The sequence below is a fragment of the Bifidobacterium sp. LH_413 genome (assembly GCF_056357015.1).
In genome coordinates, this window is the sequence record NZ_JBKEVK010000001.1 from 977,727 (window position 1) to 993,673 (window position 15,947).

General features: G+C 67.3%; 15 protein-coding genes and 1 tRNA gene. 5 read left to right on the forward strand and 11 right to left on the reverse strand.

All coding sequences use genetic code 11. From position 1 onward, the window contains the following. Window positions 1-47: 47 nt before the first annotated feature. Entirely contained in the window at window positions 48-551 is a 504-nt protein-coding gene (locus tag AC1AYN_RS04045; RefSeq protein ID WP_476532236.1) for an Rv3235 family protein, read from the reverse strand. Between the two features lie 186 nt (window positions 552-737). Then, window positions 738-1,865 carry a GuaB3 family IMP dehydrogenase-related protein gene (locus AC1AYN_RS04050; protein WP_476501619.1) on the reverse strand — a complete coding sequence of 376 codons (1,128 nt, stop codon included), beginning with the start codon at window positions 1,863-1,865 and terminating at the stop codon, window positions 738-740. Between the two features lie 138 nt (window positions 1,866-2,003). Here AC1AYN_RS04050 and AC1AYN_RS04055 point away from each other — a divergent pair, with 138 nt between their 5' ends. After that, window positions 2,004-3,224 (forward strand): NADP-dependent isocitrate dehydrogenase, encoded by a 1,221-nt coding sequence (locus tag AC1AYN_RS04055; protein WP_476532238.1) that lies wholly within the window; start codon window positions 2,004-2,006, stop codon window positions 3,222-3,224. Window positions 3,225-3,320: 96 nt separating this feature from the next. Continuing rightward, entirely contained in the window at window positions 3,321-4,979 is a 1,659-nt protein-coding gene (locus AC1AYN_RS04060) for a substrate-binding domain-containing protein (RefSeq protein ID WP_476532240.1), read from the forward strand. Window positions 4,980-5,069: 90 nt separating this feature from the next. Here AC1AYN_RS04060 and era read toward each other — a convergent pair whose 3' ends face one another. The 6 genes from era to AC1AYN_RS04090 form a co-directional block, all read right to left on the reverse strand. After that, the gene (gene era, locus AC1AYN_RS04065) at window positions 5,070-6,080 is read right to left on the reverse strand and encodes a GTPase Era (protein ID WP_476501616.1); all 1,011 of its coding nucleotides are present in this window, start codon (window positions 6,078-6,080) and stop codon (window positions 5,070-5,072) included. Window position 6,081: 1 nt separating this feature from the next. After that, window positions 6,082-7,524 carry a hemolysin family protein gene (locus AC1AYN_RS04070; RefSeq protein ID WP_476501615.1) on the reverse strand — a complete coding sequence of 481 codons (1,443 nt, stop codon included), beginning with the start codon at window positions 7,522-7,524 and terminating at the stop codon, window positions 6,082-6,084. 36 nt (window positions 7,525-7,560) lie between these two features. Then, window positions 7,561-8,106: an rRNA maturation RNase YbeY gene (gene ybeY / locus AC1AYN_RS04075; RefSeq protein WP_476501614.1), complete on the reverse strand. Its 546-nt coding sequence runs from the start codon at window positions 8,104-8,106 to the stop codon at window positions 7,561-7,563. Beyond that, complete coding sequence (locus AC1AYN_RS04080) at window positions 8,096-9,268, reverse strand: PhoH family protein (protein WP_476532242.1); 1,173 nt, start codon at window positions 9,266-9,268, stop codon at window positions 8,096-8,098. Before AC1AYN_RS04080 ends, ybeY begins: the two co-directional genes overlap by 11 nt. A gap of 83 nt (window positions 9,269-9,351) precedes the next feature. Then, window positions 9,352-9,690, reverse strand: coding sequence for a histidine triad nucleotide-binding protein (locus tag AC1AYN_RS04085; protein ID WP_034528096.1), 339 nt, complete (start codon window positions 9,688-9,690; stop codon window positions 9,352-9,354). 111 nt (window positions 9,691-9,801) lie between these two features. Then, a complete protein-coding gene (locus AC1AYN_RS04090; RefSeq protein ID WP_476502013.1) occupies window positions 9,802-10,599 on the reverse strand; it encodes a 16S rRNA (uracil(1498)-N(3))-methyltransferase in 798 nt (265 codons plus the stop codon). A gap of 100 nt (window positions 10,600-10,699) precedes the next feature. Between AC1AYN_RS04090 and AC1AYN_RS04095 the strand changes: the two genes are divergently transcribed. The 3 genes from AC1AYN_RS04095 (at window position 10,700) to glgC (ending at window position 13,149) form a co-directional block, all read left to right on the forward strand. Then, window positions 10,700-10,791 (forward strand) — tRNA-Leu (locus AC1AYN_RS04095). A 102-nt stretch (window positions 10,792-10,893) separates the two neighbouring features. Next, window positions 10,894-11,760 (forward strand): TrmH family RNA methyltransferase, encoded by an 867-nt coding sequence (locus AC1AYN_RS04100; RefSeq protein WP_476532244.1) that lies wholly within the window; start codon window positions 10,894-10,896, stop codon window positions 11,758-11,760. Window positions 11,761-11,901: 141 nt separating this feature from the next. Next, a complete protein-coding gene (gene glgC, locus AC1AYN_RS04105) occupies window positions 11,902-13,149 on the forward strand; it encodes a glucose-1-phosphate adenylyltransferase (protein WP_476501610.1) in 1,248 nt (415 codons plus the stop codon). A 94-nt stretch (window positions 13,150-13,243) separates the two neighbouring features. Here the strand turns inward: glgC and AC1AYN_RS04110 are convergent, their stop codons facing one another. From AC1AYN_RS04110 to AC1AYN_RS04120, 3 genes are all read right to left on the reverse strand, one after another. Continuing rightward, entirely contained in the window at window positions 13,244-13,831 is a 588-nt protein-coding gene (locus AC1AYN_RS04110) for a metal-sulfur cluster assembly factor (protein WP_476532246.1), read from the reverse strand. A 93-nt stretch (window positions 13,832-13,924) separates the two neighbouring features. Then, window positions 13,925-14,482, reverse strand: coding sequence for a Fe-S cluster assembly sulfur transfer protein SufU (gene sufU / locus AC1AYN_RS04115; protein ID WP_476532248.1), 558 nt, complete (start codon window positions 14,480-14,482; stop codon window positions 13,925-13,927). Window positions 14,483-14,564: 82 nt separating this feature from the next. Then, window positions 14,565-15,836, reverse strand: a complete 1,272-nt coding sequence (locus AC1AYN_RS04120) for a cysteine desulfurase (RefSeq protein WP_476532250.1) — start codon at window positions 15,834-15,836, stop codon at window positions 14,565-14,567. Between the last annotated feature and the right edge of the window lie 111 nt (window positions 15,837-15,947).

Here is a 15,947-nt window from a genome sequence, read left to right on the forward strand (position 1 = left end):
GCCGTGCCGGCGCGGCCGCACGTCCGCGCGAGGATCCGGGACCGTCGCTATCCGATGTCGGCGACGGTGCACATCCACCGCGACCCGCGGACCTCGAATCTGAGGTTCGACCAGTAGGACTCCCCTCCGACGGACAGGTGCACGGCGAATTCGAGCGCGGTGGCGCTCACCAGCATGCCGCTGAGCGAGAGAGGCACCACCGGCAGGTAGCGCATGCGCGCCCGGTACGCGTCGTCGGCGCGCATCCTGCCGTCCATCATGTACGCCATCGTCTCCAGCTTGCCCACGCATGACGGTTCGACGGCGCGTCGCAGTATCGACGAGGACAGGCTGCCCCGCATCACGTCGGCCGCCAGGCATGCGACCCGGCAGCCGGACACGGCCATCGCGTGCATCTGCTCGTCGCTCATCGCGTCGTCGACGACCGCGACGACGCGGTACGGGACGGGTTCCGGCGACAGTTCGACGTGGACGACGCCCTCGTAGACGGGAGGCGTACGGCCATACGAGAATCCGGCTGACGGGAAGATGACGTACTGCTGCGGCTGCATGATGGGCTCCTTCGTCCGATGTCTCGCGTCCGGACCGGCGGCGGGCCGGACGTGGGGCCATCACATCATGCGAAAGGTCCCGCGTCAACAGGCGCGGGACCTTGGTGCATCACCGTGGACGACACGGTGGACAAGCGCGCACGGACGCGGCGGGGAGCTCCCTCGCCGCGCCCGTGCGCCGCCGTCTCAGCGGCGGCCGGCGTACGGCGTGACGACCACGCCGCAACGCTGGAAGTTCTTCACGTCCACGTATCCGGTGGACGCCATCGCGCGGCGCAGCGCGCCGACGAAGTTCGTGGTGCCGTCGGCCGTGTGGCTCGGCCCGAACAGAATCTGCTCGAGCGGCGCGACCGTGCCGACGTCGGTGCGGAAGCCGCGCGGCAGCGTCTGGTGGCGAGCCTCGGCGCCCCAGTGCTTGCCGCGGCCCGGCGCCTCGGTGGCGCGGGCGAGCGGCGCGCCGAGCATGACCGCGTCGGCGCCGAGGGCGAGCGCCTTGACGAAGCTGCCGGAGTCGCCCATGCCGCCGTCGGCGATGAGCTGCACGTAGCGGCCGCCCGACTCGTCCATGTAGTCGCGACGGGCCTCGGCCACGTCGGCGATGGCGGTCGCCATCGGCGCCTCGACGCCGATCGTCTGGCGCGTGGCGGACACGGCGCCGCCGCCGAAGCCGACGAGCACGCCGGCCGCGCCCGTGCGCATCAGGTGCAGGGCCGCCGTGTAGTTGGCGGCGCCGCCGACGATGACCGGGACGTCCAGATCGTAGATGAACTGCTTGAGGTTGAGCGGCTCGTGGTCCTGCGACACGTGCTCGGCGGACACGGCGGTGCCGCGGATCACGAACAGGTCGACGCCCGCCTCGACCACGGTCGAGTAGAACTGCTGGGTGCGCTGCGGGGAGAGCGCGCCGGCCACGGTGACGCCGGCGTCGCGGATCTCGTGCAGACGCTTCGTGATGAGCTCCGGCTTGATCGGCTCCGCGTAGATCTCCTGGATGCGGCGGGTCGCGCTCTCGGCCGGCAGGTCCGCGATCTCCTTCAGATACGGTTCCGGATCGTCGTAGCGGGTCCACAGACCCTCGAGGTCGAGCACGCCGAGCGCGCCGAGCTTGCCCATCGCGATCGCGGTGGCCGGGCTCGTCACCGAGTCCATCGGGGCGCCGATGACCGGCACGTCGAACTCGTAGGCGTCGACCTGCCAGGACGTGGAGACGTCCTGCGGGTCGCGCGTCCTGCGGGAGGGGACGATCGAGACGTCGTCCAGCGAATAGGCCATGCGGCCCTTCTTGCCCAAACCGATTTCAATTTCCTGAGACATGCCTCCGAGACTAATGCGCGCGCGGGACGGCGGCGCGCGGCATACCGCCCGCCATCTCACATAATCGAACGCCCGCATGCGGCGTTACATTCCTGCGCTAGGAATGGCAATGTCTCAACCGAACTGTCAGGAGGAAGCATGGCCAGAATCAAGGTCGAAGGCAAGGTCGTCGAGCTCGACGGCGACGAGATGACGCACGTCATCTGGAAGGACATCAAGAACCGTCTCATCCTGCCGTACCTCGACGTGGATCTCGACTACTACGATCTGGGCATCGAGAACCGCGACGCCACCGACGACCAGGTCACCATCGACGCGGCGCACGCCATCCAGCGCGAGCACGTGGGCGTCAAATGCGCGACGATCACCCCCGACGAGGCGCGCGTCAAGGAATTCGGCCTGAAGAAGATGTGGAAGTCCCCCAACGGCACGATCCGCAACATCCTCGGCGGCACCATCTTCCGCGAGCCGATCGTGATGAGCAACGTGCCGCGCCTCGTGCCCGGCTGGACCAAGCCGATCGTCGTCGCCCGCCACGCCTTCGGCGACCAGTACAAGGCCACCGACTTCAAGGTGCCGGGCGCCGGACGCCTCACCGTGACCTTCACGCCGGAGGACGGCTCCGAGCCGATCCAGCACGTGGTCTACGACTACGGCCCCGACGGCGGCGTCGCCCAGGTGCAGTACAACGTCAACGATTCGATCCGCGGCTTCGCGCGCGCCTGCTTCAACTACGGCCTCATGCGCCACTACCCCGTGTACCTGTCCACGAAGAACACGATCCTCAAGGCGTACGACGGCCAGTTCAAGGACATCTTCGCCGAGATCTACGAGACCGAATACAAGGAACGCTTCGAGGCGGAGGGCCTCACCTACGAGCACCGCCTCATCGACGACATGGTCGCCAGCTCCCTCAAGTGGCACGGCGGCTACATCTGGGCCTGCAAGAACTACGACGGCGACGTGCAGTCCGACTCCGTCGCCCAGGGCTTCGGCTCCCTCGGCCTCATGACCTCCGTGCTCATGACCCCCGACGGGCAGACCGTCGAGGCCGAGGCCGCCCACGGCACCGTCACCCGCCACTACCGCCGCTGGCTCAAGGGCGAGAAGACCTCCACGAACCCGATCGCCTCGATCTTCGCCTGGACCGGCGGCCTCAAGCACCGCGCCGACCTCGACGGCACCCCCGAGGTCCGCCACTTCGCCGAGACGCTCGAGAAGGTCATCGTCTCCACCGTCGAAGGCGGCCAGATGACCAAGGACCTCGCCATGCTCATCGGCCCCGACGAGCCGTGGCTCGACACCGAGGGCTTCATGGACGCGCTCGACGAGAACCTCGCCAGGGCGCTCGCCGACTGACGGCGGCACGCGCGGCTCCCCCAGCGGCGTATCCGCGGGGATGCTACTACAATCGACGGCAGTGCACAGCCCGCCGATCGAAAGGAATCCCGTCCCATGGCACTTCGCAGCAGCAATCCCGCGGCACGACTGATCGCCATGGCGGCGGGATTCGCCATGCTCGCGTCCTGCGCGGCGTGCGGCGCCGCGCAGGACGGTCCGACGAATGGCGCCACATCCTCCGGCGGCACCGCGACCACGTCGAAGACGTCCGCCGGCAGCGCCGTCATCTTCACGCCGTCGGACGGCATCACCATCTCCCAGCGCACGCCGCTCAACAAGTGGGCGAAGCTGACGCCCGAGATCACCGCCAAACTCGTCGACGCCGGCATGGCGAAGAAGTCGATCGAGACGAAGACCTCCTCCGACCTCGACACGCAGAGCCGTGACGTGCAGGATTGGGTCGTGGACCATATGACCGCCGCGGACGCGTCCAAGTCCGGCAAGGCGGAGGCGAAGCGCACGACGCTGATCGTCGCCCCCGCCGTCGACGTGGATTCCTCGACACGCCAATACGGCGACTACGTCACGCAGCCGCAGTCCGAGTCCTCCTCCGACGCGTCGCGGTCCGATTCGGCGGACACGGATACGACGGACAAGACGGATACCGCCACGGATACGTCCACGGACGACCAAACGCAGGACGACGCATACTCCCGTCTCGCCTCCGCGCTCCAACTCGCGCAGGATTCCGGCATGCACGTCGTGCTGCTCGCCAACGGGGTGGATGACATCACGCCGGACGCGTTCGTGCGGTTCTCCACGGCCGAGCAGATCGGCCGCATGCAGGCGCAGAAGCTCGTCACGAAGCTCGACCTGGCCAAGGCCAGCAAGGACAACCCGAAGGCCGTCGAGGTGTTCATCCCCTACTCCGCGAACGCGAAGGACGGCGACGAGGCGACCGACGCCGTCGATGACGACGCGTTCGCGCGCGAGGCGTTCGCCGGCATGTGGCAGGTGCTGCAACCGTATTTCACGCAGGGCAAGGCGTATTCGCCCTCCGGCCTGCTCACCAAGGACACATCGGATTCCGATTGGGACGACGTGACCGTCGACGCCACCGATGAGAAGCACATCACGGCGGAGGTCGACAAGCGTCTGCCGACGAAGAAGACCGCCGACGGCACCTCGTTCACGCGCATCGACGGCGTCATCGCGATGAACGACTACGTCGCCTCCGCGGTGACCGACGAACTCGACGCGCTCGGATACACCGGTTCGGCGGCGGACGTCAACCCGCAGATCACCATCTCAGGCATCGTCGGCAACATCGCCGGCCGCAAGGACCTGCAGCGCGGCGGCGTGCCCGATCCGGCGAAGGCCCCCGAAGACGATACGGACGGCGGCCAAGGCGACGAAGCGGACGGCTCCGACACTCCCGCGCAGGCCGGGACCAGCGAAGTGAACCGACACTGGCCGATCGTCACCGGCTTCGGCGGCTACGTGGACACCCTTCCCCAGGTGGTGAACGGCAAGCAGTGGATGACCGGATTGGAGAACCGCGTCGCCCTGGCGGCCGACACGGCCGAGGTCACGGTGAGGCTCAACCGGGGCGAATCGCTCGGCAAGCTCGCCTACGTGTCGAGGAAGAAGGTCCCCGGCGCGTTGAAGAAGACGAACGTCGTGGAGGAGGAGCCGCTGGCCGTCAGCGCCTCGAACCTCAAGGCCACGCTCATCGACCCCGGCTACATCACCATGGCCGACGCCGGCCTGTGACGTTCCCGACGTTCCCCGCACCAACATCCGGATACGATGAAGGCCCGCTCCCCCTGATGGGAAGCGGGCCTTCATCGCGCGATAGAACGGCTAGAAGCCGAGACGCTCCAATTGCTTGGGATCGGACTGCCAGCTCTTGGCGACCTTGACGTGCAGGTCGAGGCGCGCCTTCTGGCCGACGATGCGGTTGACGGGGGTGCGCAGCTTCTTCTTCACGGCGGTCAGGTTCCTCGCGCCCTTGCCGATGATGATCGGCTTCTGCGAGTCGCGCTCCACGTAGATGGACACACGCACGTCCGCCTTGCCGTCGTAGGCCTCGCCGGTCTCGTTGTCCTCCGGATAGTCGATGGAGTCGACGACGACCGCCAGCGAATGCGGCAGCTCATCGTCCAGCTGTTCGAGGAACGCGCCGCGGATGAGCTCGGCGATGGTGTCCTCGGGGCGTTCCTCGCTGATCTGCTCCTCCGGGTACATCTGCGGGCCTTCCGGCGTGTGCTCGATGAGCACCTTGCGCACCTCGTCGACGTTGTCGTGTCCGAGGGCGCTCACCGGCACGATGTCCGCGAAGTCGGCGAACCCGTCGATCTCGATGAGCTTGGCGACGAGCTGTTCGCGCGAGAGTTCGTCGATCTTGGTGACGACGGCGATCAGCGGCACCTTCCATGCGAACGTGCCGTCGTCGCGCTTCACGGCGAAGTCGGAACGCAGACGGGACAGGATGCGCTTGTCGCCGGGGCCGATCTCCTGGTCGGCGGGCAGCAGGAACGCCACCTCGTCCACGTCGGACAGGCTTTCGTCGACGATGTCGTTGAGCCGCTGGCCGAGCAGCGTGCGCGGACGGTGGATGCCGGGCGTGTCGACGAGCACGAGCTGCGCGTTCTCTGTGGTGAGAATGCCGCGGATCGCCTTGCGCGTGGTCTCCGGACGGGACGACGTGATGGCGATGCGCTTGCCGATGAGCGCGTTGATGAGCGTGGATTTGCCGACGTTCGGCCTGCCCACGACCGCCACGAATCCGGAACGGTACGGCTGCGCCTCGCGGCGGTCCGCGCCGTCGTCCGCGGTCGTGTTCTCGTTCGTCGATACGGCGGTTTCGGTCATGTCACTCCTTGGCTTGGGTCTTCGTGTCCGCGGCCCCGCCGTCGGCGTCGTCCTCGGACGCCCCGGCCTGCCGCTCGCCGTCTCCGGCGTTGCCATCTTCCTCGCGCCCCTCGACGTGGGCGGGCTCCACCACGATGGTGGACACCTTCTTGCGTCGGCCGGCGGAATCGACGGCGGTGAGCTTCAGGCCGCGGGTCACGGCGGAGGCGCCGACGATCGGCACGCGGCCGAGCAGTTTGGTGAGCAGTCCGTAGACGGTGTCGACGTCGTCCTCGTCGATGTCGATCTCGAAGATCTCCTCCAGATCGGCGATGGGCGTACGCGCCGGCATCCGCCATTTGCGGTCGCCGATCCGCTCCGGCTCCTCGCGCTGCGTGCGGTCGTGCTCGTCCTCGAGTTCGCCGACGATCTGCTCGATGGCGTCCTCGATGGTGACGAGTCCGGCGATGCCGCCGTATTCGTCGACGACGACGGCGACGTGCTGCCGGGAGCGCTGCATCTGGTGGAACAGGTCGTCGACCGGCTTGGATTCGGGCACGAGCATCGGGTCGCGCACGATGGATTCGACCGCACGGCCGAGCGCCGCCTGGTTGAACGCGGTGGCGCGCACGGCGTCCTTGAGGTAGGCGACGCCGATGAGGTCGTCCACGTCGTCGCCGATGACAGGCACGCGGGAGAAGCCGGAACGCGAACACAGCTTGAGCATCGCCTCGAGCGTCGCGTCCCTCTCGATGCAGATCATGTCGGTGCGCGGCACCATGATCTCACGGGTCAGCGTGTCGGACAGGGTGAGCACGTTGCGCAGCATCTCGGAGACCTCGGGGTCGAAGTCGTTCGATTCGACGAGACGGTCGATGGTGGCGCGCCCCTGCTCCTGCTGGATCTTCTCCAGTTCCTCGTCGTCGGACAGCTCCTGCGCGCGGCGACGCCCCTCGCGCGCCGCGCCGAGGCGCAGGAACGGCGTGAGGCGGACGGCCGCGGCGACGAGACGGGAGTGTTCGATCATGATGTCGGCTGGCTTGATCGCGCCGGTCTCGCGCGGACGGACGAACACGCTGACCACGGCGACGACGATGGCGACGACGGCCCCGATGACGAGCGCGAGCCACACGCGGGCGTCCCACAGCCCGGCGACGATGGCGACGAGCACGCCGACGAGCACGTTGCTGGCGATGCGGAAGAACGCGCACGCGCCGGCGGTCACGTACCGGTCGGCGATGAGCCGCTGCACGCGGTGGATGCGGTCGACGCGCTTCATGCGGCTGAACTGGGTGAGCTCGCCGTCGGTCTGCGCCTCCAGCACGAGGTTGTTGAGGCTGGCGCGCGTGACCCTGCCGACCGCGCCTTCGGCGGCGGCGAGGGACAGGGACAGCCACACCATCAGCGCGGCGACGATGACGAGCGCGGCGGTGACCGCGATCAGGGTCTGTTGGGAATACTCCATCGGTGTCGTGTTTCCTTTTGTGTCGGCGGTCGGCGGTCAGTGGGTGATCTGGCGGCCGGAACCGTGCTGCGCGTCGTAGGCGGCGAGCGCGTCCTCGCTGCCGGCGGGCAGCGCGACGGGAGCGCCGAGGTCGTGGCGCACGGCGATGAACGTGAGCAGCAGCTGGCGTTGCAGGCCGAACATCTGGCGTTCCTGCTGCGGGTTCACGTGGTCGTAGCCGAGCAGGTGGAGGATGCCGTGGATGGTCAGGAGCATCATCTCCTGGAGCACGCCGTGTCCGGCGGCGGCGGCCTGCTGGGCGGCGACCCATGGGCAAATGACGATGTCGCCGAGCACGCCTTCCATCACGGTCTTGCCGTCGCCGGGGCGCAGCTCGTCCATCGGGAAGCTCATCACGTCGGTGGGTCCTTCGAGGTTCATCCAGTGCTCGTGCATCTCGGCGATGGGTTCCGGGTCGACGAACAGGATCGTCAGGTCGGACTGGGTGCTCACGCGCATCTGGTCGAGGACCCATACGCCGAGGTCGGAGAAGAGTTTCGGGTCGATGGTCCATACGGTCTCGTTGGAGACGTCAACGCTCATCGGTGTCGGTGTCCTTTCGTTCGTCCGTCGCGCCGTCCGCGGCTTCGGCGGTCATGGCCTTCGTGTCTTTCGAGCCTTTCGCCCGCGAGATGCGCCGGTGGTCGCCGTCCAGTCCCTCGTGGCGGTTGTAGGCTTCGACGATCTGGCCGACGAGGCGGTGGCGTACCACGTCCTCGGCTTTCAGGTGCACGAACGCGATGTCCTTGATGCCGCCGAGGATGCGTTCGATGGTGGCGAGACCCGAACGCGGCACGGTGAGGTCGACCTGCGTGATGTCGCCGGTGATGACCATCTTCGTGTTGAAGCCGAGGCGGGTGAGGAACATCTTCATCTGCTGTTCGGTGGTGTTCTGCGCCTCGTCGAGGATGACGTAGGCGTCGTTGAGGGTGCGTCCGCGCATGTAGGCGAGCGGCGCCACCTCGATGGTGTTGTCGTCCATGAGCCGTCTGAGCTGGTCGGCGCCGAGCATGTCGCCGAGCGCGTCGTACAGGGGGCGCAGGTACGGGTCGACCTTGTCGTTGAGGGTGCCGGGCAGGAAGCCGAGGCTCTCCCCCGCCTCGACGGCCGGGCGCGTGAGGATGATGCGGCGCACCTGACGGTCCTGGAAGGCCCGCACCGCCTTGGCGACGGCGAGGTAGGTCTTGCCGGTGCCGGCCGGGCCGATGCCGAACGTGATGGTGTGCGATTCGATGGCGGCCACGTAGGCGGCCTGTCCGGGGGTCTTGGCGCGTACCGGGTTGCCGTTCGCGTAGGTGATGACGCCGGGCACCGCGGGCCTGCGCCGTCCGCCCCCGTCGCGGCGGTTCTTCGTCGACGCGGCTTCGACGCGCTGCAGCGTCTCGATCTCGCGGCCGTGGCCGGGGTGCGTGGCGCGCGTGCGGTTGTCGAGCACGTCCTGGTCGATCATGCGCCGCACGGTGTCGGCGTCCATGGGCGCCGTGTGGGCGGCTTCGATGATCGTGTTGATGAGTTCCTCGGCCTTCGACGCGTCGGTCTCGGTCTGCTTGGATCGCGAGACGATGGCCACGCGGTTGCCGCGCACGATGATCGTCAGATCGGGGAACGCCTTCTCTATCTCGCGGATCACCTCGTCCACGGGACCGAGCACGGCCACCGGGTCGAGCTGGGTGGGGATGGTGATGGTGCGTGTTGTGGTCGCCACGGATTCCTTTCCTGGAATATGGAGCGTTCGTTGGAAGGTGGGGGTTCCGCCCGTCCGGCCGCCGCCGGCGCGGGCCGGTTCCGCTACTCGTCGAGCTTCTCGCCCGTCATCACGTGCGCGTGCACGTGGAAGACGGTCTGGCCGGCGTCGAGCCCGGTGTTGAACACGAGGCGGAACGCGCCATGGAAGGCGTCGTCGGCGATGTGCTGGGCGACTTCGACGATGTGCGCGAGCTCGGCGGGGTCGGCGGCGGCGAGTTCGGCGACGTTCGCGTAATGCTTCTTCGGCACGACCAGCACGTGGACCTTGGCCTTGGGGTTGATGTCCTTGAAGGCGTATGTGGTGTCGTCCTCGTAGACCTTGGCGCTGGGGATGTCCCCGGCGATGATCTTGCAGAACAGGCAGTCGTCCGATGCGCTCATGGTTGCTCCTTCATGCGGGCCGCGCGGTGTCGGGACGCACGGCCATGGTTTCCGCACCCAGCTTAGCGCGTCCCGTCACCCGCCTTCCATACGCCCCGACGGACGCCCGCCCTACGCGAACCGTCCCAGGGCGCGGCTGAGCAGGGACAGCGCCACGGGGCCGGCGGCGGACGCCCTGAGGATGTTCGAGCCGAGCACGACGCTGTGCGCGCCGGCCTCGGTGAACGCGGCGACCTCATCCTCGCTGATGCCGCCTTCGGGGCCGACCACCACGTAGACGGTGCGGGCCTTGGCGTCCTTCAGGCAGCGGTCCATGAGTCCGGACACGAGCCCCTCCACCGACGCCCATGTGTCGGTGGCGTCCTGGTGGAGCACGATGACCAGGTCGCCGTGCACGTTGGCGCGCAGGCACATGGCGACGATCTGCTTCGAGGAGACGCATTCCCCCAATCCGGGCCGCCACGCGCGACGGGACTGCTCGGTGGCCGCGTCCAGCGTGGTCCTCCACTTGCGGTCGGTGCGGCCGGCCTTCCATTTGGCGATGGAACGGTCCGCCTGCCAGGGGATCACCTCGTCGACGCCGATCTGCGTGGCCATGTCGATGGCCTGCTCGTCATGCCCGTTCTTCGCGAGGGCCTGCACGAGCGCGAGGCGGGTCACGGGCGCGGGTTCGCGCACGAATTCGCGCACCTCGGCGACGCCGTCGTCCGGATCGTCGAGCACCGCGGTGACGCGCAGCCCCCGGCCGTCGGACAGCTGGAGCTCGTCGCCGGCCTTGAGGCGCATCGACTGCACCGCGTGCCGTCTGACCTGCGCGGGCAGCGTGAGCTTCCACCCGGCGTTGAGCTCGTCCGAGTTCACGGGGACGTCGTCATGGTCGGAATCCAAGAGGAACAGGGCTTTCGTCATGACCACAAGGCTATCAGCATCATTGCGACACGCCGACGATTGCACAAGCCCGGAAACCGTGTATTGTAATCACTCGTTGCTTCACAGCGACAACGCACCTGCCCGGGTGGCGGAATGGTAGACGCGCTAGCTTGAGGTGCTAGTGCCTATTTTTTAACGGGCGTACGGGTTCAAGTCCCGTCTCGGGCACCATCGAAAACCCCTTGGAAACAAGGGGTTTTCTCGTATCTGCATGTATATCAGCCCCGTGTCCCCGCGATACGGCCCATCACACTCACCACAGGAGGCACCGCCATGCGCTTCGTCCATCTGGAATCCATCGACGACGAACGTGTGTCCGCCTACGTCAACCTGACGGAGATCCAGCTGCGCAATCGTCTCGAGCCGGCCAAGGGCCTGTTCATCGCCGAATCCCCGAAGGTGATCGACCGGGCGCTGGCGGCGGGCCGTGAACCCATCTCCCTGCTCGTCGAGGAGCCGTGGATCGAGGGCATGGCCGCCACGTTCGACGCCATCGACGCGCGCTGGGGCGCGGACGTCCCCGTCTACGTCGCCTCCCCCGAACAGCTGCGGCGGCTCACCGGCTATCGCCTGCACCGGGGCGCGCTCGCGGCGATGCGCCGCTGGCCGCTGCCGTCCGTCGCCGATGTCTGCCGCGACGCACGCCGCGTGGCCGTGATGGAGAACATCGTCGACCATACGAACGTCGGCGCGCTGATGCGCTCCGCGGCAGCGCTCGACGTGGACGCCGTGCTCGTCACCCCCTCCTGCGGCGATCCCCTGTACCGTCGCGCGGCGCGCGTGTCGATGGGCACCGTCTTCCAGATCCCGTGGACGCGCATCGGAGGCGAGGACAAGCGCTACTGGCCGTTCCAGGGCATCGACGAGCTGAAGTCGCTCGGCTTCACCACCGTCGCGATGGCGCTGGAGGACGATTCGATCAGCCTGGACGAGCTCACGCGACGTCTCCACGCCGACGACGGCGACCCCGACCGCATCGACCGTCTCGCGCTCATCTTCGGCACCGAAGGCGACGGATTGTCGCGCCACACCATCGCCCGCGCCGACCTGACGGTGAAGATCCCGATGAGCCACGACGTCGACTCGCTCAACGTGGCCGCCTCCAGCGCGGTCGCCTTCTACGCCACGCGCATGCGCTGACGCGACGCGCTGGACACGATTCGGGCGTGTCGCGGTTTTTGTGCAATCATTGTCATTGTGAGTTCGGAGCGAGGAAGCCCGGACCAAACCCGAGCGCGGCGCCGAAAGGCGCTGTTGGTTGTTGAGAGGAGCAACACGACAATGGCCAAAAACAAGCAGAAGATTCTGTCGATAGTGTTGGCGGGCGGCGAGGGCACCCGACTGATGCCGTTGACTCGCGACCGCGCGAAGCCGGCCGTTCCGTTCGGCGGCGTGTTCCGCCTCATCGACTTCCCGCTGTCCAACCTGGTGAACTCCGACTACCGCCACATCGTCGTGCTCACCCAGTACAAGTCCCACTCCCTTGACCGTCACATCTCCCAGATGTGGCGCTTCTCCTCGCTGCTCGGCAACTACGTCTCCCCGGTCCCCGCGCAGCAGCGTCTCGGCAAGCACTGGTACCTCGGCTCCGCGGACGCCATCTACCAGACCATCAACATCATCGAGGACGTCCAGCCGGACATCGTCGTGATCGTCGGCGCCGACCACGTCTACCGCATGGACTTCGGCCAGATGGTCGAGCAGCACATCGAATCCGGCGCGGAGTTCACCGTGGCCGGCATCCGCCAGCCGATCGAGCAGTCCAACCAGTTCGGCGTGATCGACGTCGATCCGAACCACCCGAACCAGATCAAGAGCTTCCTGGAGAAGCCGGACACCTGCGCGGGCCTTCCGGACGACCCGAATTCGTTCCTCGCCTCCATGGGCAACTACGTGGCCAACACGGACGCCCTGTTCGACGCGCTCGCCAAGGACGAGAAGAACGAGAACACGAAGCATGACATGGGCGGCGACATCGCCCCGTACTTCGCATCCCGCGGCGAGGCCGGCGTGTACGACTTCAACTCGAACGAGATTCCGGGCTCGACGCCCACCGACCACGCCTACTGGCGCGACGTGGGTACGATCAAGCAGTTCTACGACGCGCACATGGACCTGATCGCCTACGTGCCCGAGTTCAACCTGTACAACCAGGCCTGGCCGATCTACACGAACTCCGGCACCCTGCCGCCGGCCAAGTTCGTGCACGCCGGCCGCGACCGCCTCGGCCACGCGACCGATTCGATCGTCTCCCCCGGCGTGATCGTCTCCGGCGGCGAGGTGCACCATTCCGTGCTGTCGCCGAACGTGCGCATCCACTCGTGGGCGCAGGTCGTGGACTCCGTGCTGTTCGACGGCGTCGTCGTGAACCGTCGCGCGCGCGTGTACAAGGCCATCCTCGACAAGAACGTCGTGCTCACCGAGAACTCGACGGTCGGCATCGACACCGAGCATGATCTCGCCCGTGGCTTCACCGTCACGCCCGAAGGCATCACCGTCGTGCCGAAGGGCACCGTCGTCGACGACTGACGGATTCCCGAGGACGCGAAAAAGGCCCCGAACCGTTCATCCGGTTCGGGGCCTTCTCGTATCCTCAGCCGTTTCCGATTGGATCGGCATCGGATCAGTACTTCGGCAGATTGTCGAAGTTGAAGCCGAGGGCGGCGAGCTGCTCGCGTCCCTCCGGCGTGATCTTGTCCATCGTCCAGCGCGGCTGCCTCGTCCAGTCGATGCGGAACTCCTCGACGAGGCCGGCGAGCGTGCTCGCGCATTCGTCCTCGATGAGGTCGGTCAGCGGGCAGGCGGGCGTGGTGAGCGTCATCGTGATGATCGCGCGGCCGAGATCGTCGATCTCGATACCGTAGACGAGTCCCAGGTCGATGACGTCGATGCCGAGCTCCGGGTCGATGACCTGGTGCAGCGCCTCGCGCACGTCCTCCGCGGTGGCGCGGCCGATGTCGTCGACGAACTTCAGCGGGATGTGGCTGTCATCCGATTCCGCATCGTCGCCGTGACCGCATTCGCTCTTCTTGTGGCGTCCGCATGCGCACATGTCGTCGTCGGAGGCCGGTTCGGCGGGACGGCCGTTCGGGAATCCCTTGGCGAGGGCCGGGTTGGCCATCACGCGACGGGACGCCTCCTCGTCCTGCAGCACGCCGTTCACCGCGTCGAACACGCTGGGCTGGGGTTCGGGCACGAGATTATCGCTCATAGTTCACTCCAAAATCGTCGGGTCGTATCCACTGTACGCGTCGCCCACGGCTTTTCGCCCTGGGCGACGCGCATACGGGAATCGGACGTCGGGTCACTGCTTGGCGGCCAGCGCCTTGGCGACGGAGTCCTTGAGACCCTCCCAGGCGAGGAGCGCGCATTTGATGCGCATCGGGTACTTGGACACGCCCTGGAAGACGATGCCGTCGCCGAGCGACTCCTCGAGCTCGTCGTCGCCGAGGCCCTTGCCGCGCGATTCCATGAGCTTGTGGAACGTGTGCTCGAGCTCCATGGCCTCGTCCACGGTCTTGCCGCCGACCAGATCGACCATGACGGACAGGCTGGCCTGGGAGATGGAGCAACCCTGGCCGTCCCACACGACGCGTTCGATGGTGTGCGGCTCCTTGTCGGAGACCTCCACGTGCACGGTCGCCTCGTCGCCGCAGGTCGGGTTGAACTGGTGGGATTCGCCGGGCGTGCAGTATTCGTGGCTGGCGCGCACCACCGTGTCGCCGGACGACTGGGCGCCGGTCCCCTCCTTGGTGAGGTCCGCCGCGAAATGCTCCTTGCCATGCGGGTTCTTCGCGGCCTCGAGGATGACCTCCTGGTACATCTGCTCGAGGTCGTCGCCGCTCATGCCGTAATCGTTCATAACTTCCTTATCGTATCGTCCCCTCGGACAGACGCGGACGGACGTGGACGGGGCCGGACGCCCGCGGCTCCGTCAGGTGCCGTCAGGCGCCGAAGAACTTCCTGATGCCCTTCGCGGCCTCGACGAGCGCCCGCGCGTCCTCGACGGTGTTGTACACGCCGGACGAGGCGCGGTTGGAGGCGTACAGGCCGAAGTGGCGGTGCACGGGCTGGGCGCAGTGGTGGCCGACGCGGATGGCGATGCCCTGCGCGTCGATGTACTGGCCGACGTCGTGCGGGTGCACGCCTTCGACGTCGAACGCGACGGTGCCGATGCGGTCCACGTTCTCGCGGGGGCCCAGGATGCGGATGCCGTCGATGTCGCCGAGCTTGAGCAGTTCGGCGGCGATCGTGCGCTCATGCGCCTCGATGTTCTCGAGTCCGACGTTCATCATCCATTCGGCTGCGACGCCGGCGGCCACGACCTGCGCGACCGGCTGCGTGCCGGCCTCGAAGCGGGCCGGCGGCTCCATGTACTGGGCCGGCTGGTCCATCCATGCGAGCTCGACCATCGATCCGCCGAAGTTGGCCGGCGGCAGCGCCTCGAGCAGCTCGCGCCTGCCGTACAGGAAGCCGACGCCGGTGGGCCCGTACATCTTGTGCGCGCTCCATGCGGCGAAGTCGACGTCCAGCGCGTGGAAATCGACCTTGAGATGCGGCACCGACTGGCAGGCGTCGAGGATGAACACGGCGCCCACGGCGTGCGCGCGGGCGACGATCGGGGCGATGTCGGTGATCGCGCCGGTCGTGTTGCCCACGTGCGTGACGGCCACGACCTTCGTGCGTTCGGTGATGACCTCGTCGAGATCGTCGGTGCGCACGCGGCCGTCCTCGGTCAGGTCGATCCACTTGAACGTGGCGCCGGTGCGGTAGGCGAGCTCCTGGAACGGCAGCAGCACCGAATGGTGCTCCGCCTTCGAGACGACGATCTCGTCGCCCGGCTTCAACGCGAAGCGCTTGGCAGCCGCTCCCCCACGGCCGAGCGACGCGTTGCCGAACGCGGTGGCCAGCAGGTTCAGTCCCGCCGTGGCACCGCCGGTGACGACGATCTCCTCGTTGCCCTCTTCGGCGTTCGCGCCGACGAGACGCGCGACCTTCGCGCGCGCCTCCTCGAACGCCACCGTGGATCGCGCCGCGAGCTCGTGGGCGCCGCGGTGCACGCCCGCGTTGATCGTGCGGTAGAAGTCGCTCTCCGCGTCGATCACGCATTGCGGCTTCTGCGAGGTGGCCGCCGAGTCGAGGTACACGAGCGGATGCCCGTGGATCTCCTGGTCCAGAATCGGGAACTCGTCCCTGATCGCTGTGAAATCAACCATTGTCATTTCCCCCATTTCGTGACATTCACATGCAAGTGAGTGGGAGTCGGCGGAACGCATGTCGAGACCGTAAAGACTCGGCCGGAGCGGCCCGGAGCGTGTCACGGTATG

What these genes read in the sequence shown, in the direction of transcription:
- AC1AYN_RS04055 (WP_476532238.1), top strand. Translation starts at nt 2,004, where the DNA reads ATGGCCAGAATCAAGGTCGAAGGCAAGGTCGTCGAGCTCGACGGCGAC.
- AC1AYN_RS04110 (WP_476532246.1), bottom strand. Translation starts at nt 13,831, where the DNA reads ATGAGCGATAATCTCGTGCCCGAACCCCAGCCCAGCGTGTTCGACGCG.
- sufU (WP_476532248.1), bottom strand. Translation starts at nt 14,482, where the DNA reads ATGAACGATTACGGCATGAGCGGCGACGACCTCGAGCAGATGTACCAG.
- era (WP_476501616.1), bottom strand. Translation starts at nt 6,080, where the DNA reads ATGACCGAAACCGCCGTATCGACGAACGAGAACACGACCGCGGACGAC.
- AC1AYN_RS04070 (WP_476501615.1), bottom strand. Translation starts at nt 7,524, where the DNA reads ATGGAGTATTCCCAACAGACCCTGATCGCGGTCACCGCCGCGCTCGTC.
- glgC (WP_476501610.1), top strand. Translation starts at nt 11,902, where the DNA reads ATGGCCAAAAACAAGCAGAAGATTCTGTCGATAGTGTTGGCGGGCGGC.
- AC1AYN_RS04050 (WP_476501619.1), bottom strand. Translation starts at nt 1,865, where the DNA reads ATGTCTCAGGAAATTGAAATCGGTTTGGGCAAGAAGGGCCGCATGGCC.
- AC1AYN_RS04090 (WP_476502013.1), bottom strand. Translation starts at nt 10,599, where the DNA reads ATGACGAAAGCCCTGTTCCTCTTGGATTCCGACCATGACGACGTCCCC.
- AC1AYN_RS04085 (WP_034528096.1), bottom strand. Translation starts at nt 9,690, where the DNA reads ATGAGCGCATCGGACGACTGCCTGTTCTGCAAGATCATCGCCGGGGAC.
- ybeY (WP_476501614.1), bottom strand. Translation starts at nt 8,106, where the DNA reads ATGAGCGTTGACGTCTCCAACGAGACCGTATGGACCATCGACCCGAAA.
- AC1AYN_RS04060 (WP_476532240.1), top strand. Translation starts at nt 3,321, where the DNA reads ATGGCACTTCGCAGCAGCAATCCCGCGGCACGACTGATCGCCATGGCG.
- AC1AYN_RS04045 (WP_476532236.1), bottom strand. Translation starts at nt 551, where the DNA reads ATGCAGCCGCAGCAGTACGTCATCTTCCCGTCAGCCGGATTCTCGTAT.
- AC1AYN_RS04120 (WP_476532250.1), bottom strand. Translation starts at nt 15,836, where the DNA reads ATGGTTGATTTCACAGCGATCAGGGACGAGTTCCCGATTCTGGACCAG.
- AC1AYN_RS04100 (WP_476532244.1), top strand. Translation starts at nt 10,894, where the DNA reads ATGCGCTTCGTCCATCTGGAATCCATCGACGACGAACGTGTGTCCGCC.